Genomic DNA, 10,617 nt, shown 5'->3' on the forward strand with positions numbered 1-10,617 from the left:
TCGGCAGTAGGGGTTCAAGGATTTCCCACTCTTCGTCTGTTAGGCTGCTAGAGTACGGCATGACTGCTGGATACGGCTTTTGCGGTAACTGTACTTCAAGATAGTAAAAGATGTCAAATGGATTCTATAGGATAGATGCGCTTTATAAAATGGCTCATATTTAAATTACATGGATATGTTGTATGTAGTAGCTCACGCGCATTGGTGTCAACTTAAGCTAAAAGTCATTTAAAACCTTGTTTCCAGCAAGAGGCTGGAAAATGCAACTCAAAAGCGGCTCTGCCGCCAGCAAGGGAGGCAGAGCCGAGCCTCAACGACAGGCATTCCCAGTCTGAGACTCTTGACGAGACAATCCTAAAAGTCGTTTCTAGACTGCTTTTTACGTTAAGTTGACACCAATTACAAACGTGCCACTCGACTATAAGCTAGATTTCTGGGTTAACTAAGCGGGTAGTGGGACGACTCTGATACAAATCTTGAACAACTTGGATAGCAGAAACTACAGCTACAAGGGCAATGACTGCAACAGGTAACAAACCTTTGCCAAAGATGGCGATCGCTAGCAGCACAACTGCACCCCCAAGTCGATACTGGGAACGAATTTTGCAATAACGGATCACCCCAAATCTATGGAGAATACTGACAGCCAAAGAGCATAATGCTACTGCACCACAGATGAGCCATCGTTGGGAATCGGGTAGTGCTAAAGTTGGCTTACTCAACAAGATTTGTTCTACCCCGACTCCAGCAGCAGTAATCCCAATCACTAGCGGTAAATGGGTGTAAAGCCAGAGATTAACAACACCAACTTTTCCATGTGTCCGCGCCACTTCAATAGGTTTACCACCCAAGTTATCAAAATAGACCCACCACCAGCTAAAGGCGATAATTAGACCAAACACGGCGGAAATCACGGTTAAAACATCCCATTTCTGCTCAGAAACACCATTGACCACTGCAATGATTGCTTCACCCAAAACAATAATGGTAAATAACCCGAAACGTTCTGGTAAGTGGGAGGCGTGGGGGAGTAACCCGATCTGAAACTTATGTCCTGTTAAGGGTGTGGCAAAGTCAATAATTATTCCCAGTGTCCAAAATCCGAACCGCCAAGGGATTGGTACAGATGCTGATATTAACCAAAGCAAGGCTGCGATCGCAAAACCAATAGCGTAGCGAGTGGTCAAAGGACGTGCGGAGGCGATATGTCTTCCAGCACGAACGTACTCTATTACAAGCACGGCCCGACCGAGAGCATAGGAAATGGCAAAACCAGGGGAACTCTCACCCAAACCGTGGTGAATATTAATAGCCATCGCTGCTGCTGTCAGCATTTGTATACCAATGAGCAGTCGATGTCCCACATCATCGCTATCAAAGCGGTTGGCGTAAAATGTGGTGCCAATCCATGACCACCAAACTGGTATAAATAGAACTACAAACCCAAACAATCCTGATAGAGAGATATCTTCATTGAGATTGTGGGCGAGTTGAGAAACTGCAACGACAAAAACCAAATCATAAAACAATTCCAGCCAAGTGGCGCGTCGTTCTTCTTCGGTGCCTTCACCAATGCGTAACCTTGGCGGTTGGAGAAAATTTGCCATAGTGCTAATTGCGAATCGCTAATTGTTTTTTACCATTAGCTGTCATCCATTAGCGAGTGCATAGACGTTTCTGCATAAATCCCTAAAAACCTGCTGACAATACAATAGACTTGTCCGAAAATGATGTAAGTAAGTGGGCAATAATAAAACTATATTAAGCAATGTAAATTTAATTAAATTGGCTCCTAGTAAGCCCACTTACTTAGGCACAATTCATGAATTGTGCTTACCAAGGATTTCGAGCAACACATAATTAATTTTTGGAGATGTTTAATAGAAATAGCAGTCTGTTAAACGTCGGCGCTTTATCGGCAACCTGTAGTATATACAATGTAGTAACGATACGTGCAGGCTCCAGATGCTTAGTGAAGTTTGGCTCAACAAACTCATAAGCAACTGTACCAACAGGAGCCATGACATAGGTAACTTAGTTTCTGATTTTAAAGCGGGCGATGGGACTCGAACCCACGACGTTCACCATGGGAAGATGACATTCTACCACTGAATTACACCCGCGAATTGCTGCCATCGACTTACGACTAAAATAAACTATACCATTATTTACAGCTATTTTCAATTGCTAGAACATGCACTGTTTGGGCAACTGCTGATGTATGAGTCCTGTAGTTGTTCAAATTGGGAAATCTTTTTAGCTAGCTGATGACGGCACTTACTAAACATAATTTAACTAAAGAACAATGTCCTCACCTCGCTCGGTGAAGCGAACCTCTTTAATATTCCATTGAGCATTACTTGTTAGGGTTTTGCGAAGACTGCCAAACAGAGCAAACTGTTCACAACTAGAAAGAGAAGCTATTTGTCGCTTTGAATCAGGGGATATTCGCAAATCAACTGTAGCAATGCCATTTTTGATATTGACACGATACCCAGACAAGCTAAAGTCACTTGTATCTCGTTTTTCTAAAATTTTACTCACTACATTTGTTACTGGTTCCTCGGCTGGGACTGAAACCTTTTCTGGAATGAGTTCTTGACATTGAGTATCACTTGTATATAGTGTGACATTGGTAGTTTTGCTAGTGGCAACTTTAGGAGTTAATGAGGAAGGCGTATTTTCCTTGGGAGATTCTTGATTAGGAGGTTTTTCTCTCAATTGAGCTACGCTAGGAATCTGGCTGGGAGTCTGAGACAATGGGCTATTTGTCGGTGTCGTAGTAGAGGATGGTGTTTCGCTGTCAATATTACGAGTGGTGGGGTTAGAACTACAACTGCTGAGGCTAACAACCATTGTCACAAAAATAAGGGGTAAAAAATATCTCTTGGTTGTGTTCATAAATTTTGCTTACAAGTGATGTTGTTGCTAACAATTTCAGTGTCGCTGGTATCAATTCCGCATAAATTAGTGAATTTTGAGCCAGTCTATAAAGTGTCAACCCGAAATCTGTTAAAGTCGAGGGTTATACTATACACCGAAATTACAACATCGCGTCTACCCCAATCCCAAAAAGCTTGGCAGAAAAACCAGAAATGGAGCAAACAAAAATATACCGACCTTTGCTTGAATTAATAATGTGGTCTATTTATCTGAAGATAGCTGTAGGTTTGAGCAGATTACGCACGCTCTGCTGTATATCTTCTTGTTTAACTAGAGCCTCACCAAGTATAACGGCATGTGTACCAGCTTCAGCTACAAGGGATAAATCAGCAGGTGTATACAAGCCAGACTCACTGACGACGATAATGCCCAAACTTTGTAGTTGCGATCGCCTAGCCGCTAGTAGTTCACCAGTTGTGCCAATATTGACACTAAAATCTGCTAGACTTTGGTTGTTAATTCCTATTAAGCGCACATCATCAAGCTTTAGCACCCGATCTAGTTCTGCCAAAGTATGGACTTCTATTAAAGCATTCATTCCCAAATAGTGAATCACTCGCAAAAAGTTTTGAAGTTCCTTATCTGAGAGAATTCCTGCAATCAGTAGTACTGCATCTGCGCCTGCTGCTCGTGCTAAATAAATTTGGCAGGGGTCTAAAATGAACTCTTTGCACAGTAGAGGCAATCCTACCCGGTAGCGAATGGTGCGTAAATTCTCAAAGCTGCCATGAAAGAACTTCTGATCGGTGAAGACAGAGATACAAGTTGCGCCACCACGTTCATAAGCTTTGGCGATCGCTACTGAGTCAAAGTCTGCTTTAATAATTCCGTGAATTAAAGATGCTTTCTTCACCTCTGCAATGATGCAAGGTCGGTAACGACTCTGTTGCAAAGCGGAGAGAAAATCTCGCACGGTCGGCGCAGCAGTTAACTGGCGTTGCAAAGAAGCCAAAGACATCTCTTGTTGGATTTGTGCGACTTCATGCTTTTTCTGCCATATGATCTCTTTAAGAGTCGGTTGCAAATGAGTATTAGGGGTAGTAGCTGGGTAAGTCATATGTTAAGGATGGGGTGGCCAAAAAAGTATGAATTATAAAATTTCAGGCTACCCTACAGATATTCATTTCGATGGGCCTTAGTGGAAACGCCTTTAAAAAATAGGAATCTGTGAATAACCGGACGTTCAAAGCTTTCAGTCTTCATCTTTTCCTTATGGAATTTTGTGATCAATGCCTTGAACTAGCCTTAATGACTCTTTTCAAAAATGAAGCCAAGTTGATTTGAGTTTCAACGCTTTTACAGCCTCACTATCACTTTGATTTTGTTTTGAGCTTTCAACTAAGCAGTTATTTTTGAGCAGTCGGATATAGGTGCGGTAGGGTATGTAGTCTATGGGATTGTAGCCAGCAAAGCGCAGAATTAAAACACATGCCCAGGAATATTTGCCAGCAATAATTGCTTTAAGGATTTGCTCAATTTGTTCATTATTGATTTTCTTACCTATTTGTGTTTGATAACCAGTGATGTTTTGAGTCATAATATGCGCTCTTTGGTGTAAATTAAAACTGGTTTGTATCTGGCAATATTTATCTTATTTTCTCTGTATTGCGTTTAGTAAAATTTCTCTAATCCTATAAATAATCTATCTTTTGTGCCCACTAACAGACTAAGTTTTTAATGAATACCAGACTGACTTATCTTGATAGAGTTATAATTTATTAGCTATTAGAAGTGCTTGATATTAGATTTCAATAATCAGAATTTATTTTTAAATTTATTTAAGACCATTATCTATATCTCAAATAATAGGAGGCTAAGATAATGATTTGGTAAACTTACAATAAAGTTATTAACAATTGCAAATCCATATTAAAAGTAGGGGCGGGTCTAACCAGCATCATAAATATCTTGTTATACCCGCTCTTACAAATGAACCGTATTGCAGAAGCTGCTTCTTCGTTAAGCTTACTGAATCTTCGCCAAAAGAGTATATGAACAATTTTTTGGTAGATATGTCTATTTTTTCGCTTTTGAAGTCTAATTTATTTTCATTACCATATAAAACTAACTTTAACTTAGGATAGGGAACATGGATATTATCAAGTTTTATATGGTAATGAGAACTGCGTTACTGGATTTATCCTGTGCTGTCCTCCAATTACGCCTATGGAAAGGTGTAAGTAGCCATAAATTCCTCTAAATCGTATTCATCAATACATAGCTGTTTAATCTTTTCTACTTCTTTTGGAAGAATTATTAGCTACATTCACAGGATTTAAAAAAAAATGTATTCCTTGTGACAGATGACAAGCTGTCTTATCATATAGTTAGATGCCTAAGTGAGGAAATTAAAGGCTGTTAAAATAATAATCAATGATTTACTTCTTAAAGCCGGAACTATTAGAGCAAATGCACCTTAATTAGAATTGACAAAATTAAGATATTATGCAGCAAATAATTTTGCTGATAAATCTTCTCTTGATTGCATAACAGTTACCAATAGTTACAAATAATTAGCTAAATTCAAAATTTAATATGGGATTTCACATATTTTATTATGTTTTGGTACAAAATTTTGAGATAGATAGTCAATAAATATGCCAAATATTTCTCGTAGTTAGACACGATTCAAAACTACATGAGGTATATCTATGCTGTTTGGAAGTTATTTATGTATCCTGCTATACATGAGACAATAGCATAACCACTAGATATTGCTATTACATCTAGTCCAAAGTTTGAAAAAAGTTGAATTATTGATGTTGTATTTATAACGCATACTAATAAGATTTTATTTCTTTTAAAAATTTATATAATAAGCTTCTTGATATTATAAATAAATAAATCAAATAATTAATCATAAGTAAAACTAAATACTACCTATGGGTGTTTTTAATTTCATTCTTCCTATTTAAATTAAGAAAATCATAAATAATATTTATATTTAAGTGTTGACCAATAATTTCTTTATGTTACCAACATAAAAAATATCATTTTTTCTTGTTAAGATTATATTTAAAATCATAAGTAATTTCTGGGTCTTTCTAATTCAATTTATTTAGAACTAGCCAATAGTAGCATCAGGATTTGCGGAAGTTGTTATTAGCAACTCATTAACGGCTATAGTGCCGATTTATTTAACCAAATGTCTAGGGATATGGATTCTGGAGGCTATAGGTTAATTCAATCTAACTTTCATATGGTTCAACAACCAGAAATGGAGTTTTGTTGGTTTCCTGATAGTAGTGTTTTGAGTTGTTAATTAACAACTATCTTCAACTCAACACTCATAGTTTTTTTACAGAGTACTCGGCACAGAGTTTAATCATCATTCCCTGCCACAAAAATCCTAGTGATAGAAAAATGAGATACGAATCGTCGAAAAAAATTCTTGTAATTGAAGATGATGCTGTTACTCGCAATCTCTTCTTAGAGGTTCTTGAGGCTCAAAGTTTTGACACAATAGGTGCTGAAGATGGATTGGCTGGTATCCAGCAAGCACAAAAACATTTACCCGACTTGGTGATTTGCGATATTCAAATGCCAGATATGGATGGCTACAGCGTTTTGACTAGGCTGCGCCAAGATCCTGACACAGCAATTATTCCTTTCATTTTTTTGACAGGTAGTAATACTCAAAAAGATGTTCGCAAAGGTATGGAATTGGGAGCGGATGATTATCTTACTAAACCCTCTACTATAGAGGATTTGCTCAGAGCGATCGCTGTCCGATTAGAAAAACAAGCTTTCTTGAGATACTGGTACGCTACTAACTCTCATCAAGTTGCCCAACCACTACCTTCATCGTTCAACTCTGAATCCATTTTTCCATCTATTCCCCAACTACAAGCAGTTTTCGATTTTATTGAAGCTAATTATCGCCAAGGAATTACTTTATCTGATGTGGCTCTTGCAGTTGGTTATTCGCCTGCTTACTTGACTAATAGAGTAGCAAAACAAACAGGGGAAACTGTGAACGGTTGGATTGTCAAGCGGCGGATGGCAGCAGCACGTCCTTTACTCAGAAATACTAATCAGACAATCGACCAGATTGCTATTGCACTAGGCTATCAAAATACGTGTCATTTCTCTCGCCAATTTCGTCAACACCACGGGCTTTCTCCTAAAATTTGGAGAAAACAGCAACAACTTATTCAGCCTTCTAGAAGTGCGAAGCTAGAATTAATTAAAAATCGTAGTGAGATAGAAAAACTTGTGCCTTTAGGTTGCTAATTAAAAGCAGATTACTAGTTTTCACTACTTTTTTGCTTGGTCAACTCCTGGACTAATAATTGCACTCCCAAAGCCAACAAACCAATTGCTACTATACCAAATATCCCGCTTCCTAAAGCAACTACACCAACAACCAGAGTCCGAACAGCAGAAGAAATCTTAATTACCAATGGATTAATTGAATGGATAGGTTTAGTAGCAAAATTTGTAGCGATCGCAATCATCAGCGAATATGCTGCAAATCCCATTCCTCCCGAAATCACCGCCCCAGTAAAACAGCGTAACGGACTCGCTGTAACCTGTTCTTTAGCATCTGTTTGTGGCGTTAGATTTTGGTCATTCATAATATTTTAGATTTTAGATTTCGTTGTCAGTGCTCAGTCGAAAATTTTAGATTTTTGATTGGAGTATTAGGAATAATTATTGTCCTTAGCTAATCGTCATTCAAATTGCATCTTTGTGTCTTTGCTTTTTTATAGCGATTTGAACTATGCAACTTAAAAACTCATCAGCTTATTCCCTATACTTCATTAACAAAAAAAATTATTTAAACAGACGATGCCACTTTAATACCATGTGTGATTGTCCGAGTTACAAACAATTCTAAGTCTTCATCAAGAATTGCTTCCCTCACTTGCAGCTTAACTTGTTCTGCCTGCTGTTGAGACTCAAAAATAGCAAATACTGTTGGGCCAGAACCAGACATCATTGTTCCTAAAACGCCTTCCTGATTTGCAAACACTTCTCGCAACTGCAAGACTTGGGGATAAGCTGGTAATACCACGCGCTCTAAATCATTGTGCAATTTTTGGGCAATTTCTCTCGTATCTTTATCCAAGATAGCTTTTACTATTGCTCCTGAATGAACTGCGTTAGCACGCGCTGCCAAGCTATCACTATCTCTAATATAAGAATTACTAAACTGCTGTCTATAGGTTTTGTACGCCCAAGGTGTGGAGACTTCCAGACTGCGGTATTTCCCCAATACTATATATATGTTATCTAAACTCGGTAGGGGAGAAAGTTGTTCACCCCTACCTGTTGCGATCGCAGTTCCACCCGCTACACAAAACGGGACATCTGAACCAAGTGTGCCTCCCAACTCCTCTAATTCTGATTGAGTTAATCCCAATTTCCACAGTAAATCTATTCCCACCAACACAGCTGCTGCATTCGTCGAACCCCCAGCCAACCCAGCTGCTACAGGAATCTGCTTGTTGACGGTAATCTCCACACCCCCATATCTAGCAAAGGCTTCGGGAAATTGCCTCACCATTAATTCCGCTGCCCGGTATGCCAGATTACTTTTATCTGTCGGTACTTGTGGGTGGTTGCAGTGAACACGAATGTTGTCAGTGCTGATGGAATGCACATGAATTTGGTCTGCAAGCCCGATGCTTTGAAGTATCATGGCCAACTCGTGATAGCCATCGGGGCGAGCGCCAATGATTTCCAGATACAAGTTGATTTTGGCAGGGGCAATTAGGCTGTAGGAACGCATTTTGAAAAAGTTAGAAGTTAGGGGTTATGGGTTGCTAGTTGTGAATGAGTGAATTTTAGATTTTGAATCAAAGCAATCATCTACATATTCACTCTTAACTCTTCACTTTTAACTCCTAACTCATTCGCTAGGATTACCCATTGCTGAACGCTGAGGTCTTCGGCTCTAGCTTGGGGATTTATTTTTAATTGTTCCAGTAATTGGGCCAGATGATCGCGTTCTATAACAGATTGCAAATTATTTCGTAACATTTTGCGCTTGGCACCAAACCCCAACTTTAAGAAATTCTCTAACTGTCGAGGATTAAGTGCTGGTATTTCTATTTTTCGGGGACGCAATCGCACCACTGCTGAATCGACTTTTGGCGGTGGATGGAATGCGGCTGCTGGAACTGTGCAGATTAACTCACACTCAGCCAAATACTGTACCCGCACACTCAACGCCCCAAAGGCTTTTGATCCTGGTTTAGCATACAATCTTTCTGCGACTTCTTTTTGTACCAGCAACACTATAGAGTCAAATGGTTTGGGGTTGGGATTAGCGATAGTACCCAGTAGTTTCTCAATGATTGGCCCTGTAATGTTGTAGGGAATATTGGCTACTACCTTATTTGGCTGTTGGAAATTGGGAAAGGCTGCCAGATAAGATGGTAAATCTAGAGTGAGAAAATCGCCTTGCAGCAGTAAAAAATTTGCAGTCTTACCAAGCTGCTTTGACAACAGTTGGCATAAGTCGCGGTCTATTTCAACTGCAACCAGAGATTGCACTAAGGGTAATAAACGACGAGTCAGAATCCCGGTTCCGGGACCAATTTCCAAGATGCGATCGCCTTTGGCGGAGCGATCGCTTTCTGTACACTCTGCTGCTTTAATAATTGCGTCGAGCGCCTTTTCACTTTTGAGCCAATGTTGAGCAAAGACCTTACGCGGTCGGATCATCTGTATTTCTTGCCTAGTCTAGTTTTTAGCATTTTCTCAAAAATTCATTATAAATTTTGAAGTCCCTCTACAGCGCTAGACTCACTGTAACGCCTATCTTCTCTTCCAAACACTCCGCGAATGTAACGTTGGCGATCGCGTAAATATCAATATCAGCGTCACCTGTTAGGATGGGAGGGCTAAACCCCAAGCTCCGCAACCACTATGCTCTTATATTTGTAGTTAGTTCAAGCATTTGGATTCAAGATAAATCCCTCTAGCAAGACTATCTCCTGCCTTTTTGGATAATCATTACTATAATCACTCAACCTGCATCAAATTCCATTTAGAGACAAGCAACGTCCATTATTTACACAGTCAGGTTTAGCCACTTTGTTCTCGCCTTCCTCCTGTTGCATAACTCATTAACCTGAAAGCAAGTCCAGTCAAGGGATTTGGCTTTTTAGAAAAAAAATAAATTTACCCCTTGACAAACTAGGGGATGACTAGTTACTCTAGTTAAGTGGGAAGGCGAGAGACGCCAACCACCGCTGAACCTAAAAAACATAATACTTTGAAAGCTTAAGAAAAAACCAATCCTCGTCAAAAGATTTTGCTTTTGGGGAAACCTCGAAAGATAATCGAAATTATAACTAGGATTCCGGGAAATATTTTTTTTCGGAGCCACAAACTCGAAACACAACAAAACGGAGAGTTTGATCCTGGCTCAGGATGAACGCTGGCGGTATGCTTAACACATGCAAGTCGAACGGTGTCTTCGGACACAGTGGCGGACGGGTGAGTAACGCGTGAGAATCTGGCTCTAGGTCTGGGACAACCACTGGAAACGGTGGCTAATACCGGATGTGCCGAGAGGTGAAAGGTTAACTGCCTGGAGATGAGCTCGCGTCTGATTAGCTAGTAGGTGTGGTAAAGGCGCACCTAGGCGACGATCAGTAGCTGGTCTGAGAGGACGATCAGCCACACTGGGACTGAGACACGGCCCAGACTCCTACGGGAGGC

General features: G+C 39.8%; 8 protein-coding genes, 1 tRNA gene and 1 rRNA gene. 2 read left to right on the plus strand and 8 right to left on the minus strand.

The window, feature by feature from the left end:
• Positions 1 to 425: 425 nt before the first annotated feature.
• The 5 genes from H6G92_RS36790 to H6G92_RS36810 form a co-directional block, all read right to left on the minus strand.
• Positions 426 to 1,607, minus strand: a complete 1,182-nt coding sequence (locus tag H6G92_RS36790) for a low temperature requirement protein A (protein WP_190901550.1) — start codon at positions 1,605 to 1,607, stop codon at positions 426 to 428.
• A gap of 444 nt (positions 1,608 to 2,051) precedes the next feature.
• Positions 2,052 to 2,123, minus strand: a tRNA-Gly gene (locus H6G92_RS36795).
• Positions 2,124 to 2,295: 172 nt separating this feature from the next.
• On the minus strand, positions 2,296 to 2,901 hold the full coding sequence (locus H6G92_RS36800) for a GerMN domain-containing protein (protein WP_190901551.1): 606 nt from the start codon (positions 2,899 to 2,901) through the stop codon (positions 2,296 to 2,298).
• A 247-nt stretch (positions 2,902 to 3,148) separates the two neighbouring features.
• Positions 3,149 to 4,000 (minus strand): indole-3-glycerol phosphate synthase TrpC, encoded by an 852-nt coding sequence (gene trpC, locus H6G92_RS36805; protein ID WP_190901552.1) that lies wholly within the window; start codon positions 3,998 to 4,000, stop codon positions 3,149 to 3,151.
• A gap of 201 nt (positions 4,001 to 4,201) precedes the next feature.
• Positions 4,202 to 4,480 (minus strand): HetP family heterocyst commitment protein, encoded by a 279-nt coding sequence (locus tag H6G92_RS36810; protein WP_190901553.1) that lies wholly within the window; start codon positions 4,478 to 4,480, stop codon positions 4,202 to 4,204.
• Positions 4,481 to 6,306: 1,826 nt separating this feature from the next.
• Between H6G92_RS36810 and H6G92_RS36815 the strand changes: the two genes are divergently transcribed.
• A complete protein-coding gene (locus H6G92_RS36815) occupies positions 6,307 to 7,176 on the plus strand; it encodes a response regulator (RefSeq protein ID WP_190901554.1) in 870 nt (289 codons plus the stop codon).
• A 14-nt stretch (positions 7,177 to 7,190) separates the two neighbouring features.
• On the opposite strand, the gene H6G92_RS36820 is transcribed toward H6G92_RS36815, so the two are convergent.
• From H6G92_RS36820 to rsmA, 3 genes are all read right to left on the minus strand, one after another.
• Positions 7,191 to 7,520, minus strand: a complete 330-nt coding sequence (locus H6G92_RS36820; protein ID WP_190901555.1) for a DUF3082 domain-containing protein — start codon at positions 7,518 to 7,520, stop codon at positions 7,191 to 7,193.
• Positions 7,521 to 7,723: 203 nt separating this feature from the next.
• A complete protein-coding gene (ispE, locus tag H6G92_RS36825; protein ID WP_190901557.1) occupies positions 7,724 to 8,677 on the minus strand; it encodes a 4-(cytidine 5'-diphospho)-2-C-methyl-D-erythritol kinase in 954 nt (317 codons plus the stop codon).
• An 80-nt stretch (positions 8,678 to 8,757) separates the two neighbouring features.
• Positions 8,758 to 9,615, minus strand: coding sequence for a 16S rRNA (adenine(1518)-N(6)/adenine(1519)-N(6))-dimethyltransferase RsmA (gene rsmA, locus H6G92_RS36830; RefSeq protein WP_190901559.1), 858 nt, complete (start codon positions 9,613 to 9,615; stop codon positions 8,758 to 8,760).
• Positions 9,616 to 10,298: 683 nt separating this feature from the next.
• Between rsmA and H6G92_RS36835 the strand changes: the two genes are divergently transcribed.
• Positions 10,299 to 10,617, plus strand: a 16S ribosomal RNA gene (locus H6G92_RS36835); the annotation flags it as partial.

Source organism: Nostoc foliaceum FACHB-393, assembly GCF_014698505.1.
GTDB classification, from domain to species: Bacteria; Cyanobacteriota; Cyanobacteriia; order Cyanobacteriales; family Nostocaceae; genus Nostoc; species Nostoc foliaceum_A.

What these genes read in the sequence shown, in the direction of transcription:
- H6G92_RS36790 (WP_190901550.1), bottom strand. Translation starts at nt 1,607, where the DNA reads ATGGCAAATTTTCTCCAACCGCCAAGGTTACGCATTGGTGAAGGCACC.
- H6G92_RS36800 (WP_190901551.1), bottom strand. Translation starts at nt 2,901, where the DNA reads ATGAACACAACCAAGAGATATTTTTTACCCCTTATTTTTGTGACAATG.
- trpC (WP_190901552.1), bottom strand. Translation starts at nt 4,000, where the DNA reads ATGACTTACCCAGCTACTACCCCTAATACTCATTTGCAACCGACTCTT.
- H6G92_RS36810 (WP_190901553.1), bottom strand. Translation starts at nt 4,480, where the DNA reads ATGACTCAAAACATCACTGGTTATCAAACACAAATAGGTAAGAAAATC.
- H6G92_RS36815 (WP_190901554.1), top strand. Translation starts at nt 6,307, where the DNA reads ATGAGATACGAATCGTCGAAAAAAATTCTTGTAATTGAAGATGATGCT.
- H6G92_RS36820 (WP_190901555.1), bottom strand. Translation starts at nt 7,520, where the DNA reads ATGAATGACCAAAATCTAACGCCACAAACAGATGCTAAAGAACAGGTT.
- ispE (WP_190901557.1), bottom strand. Translation starts at nt 8,677, where the DNA reads ATGCGTTCCTACAGCCTAATTGCCCCTGCCAAAATCAACTTGTATCTG.
- rsmA (WP_190901559.1), bottom strand. Translation starts at nt 9,615, where the DNA reads ATGATCCGACCGCGTAAGGTCTTTGCTCAACATTGGCTCAAAAGTGAA.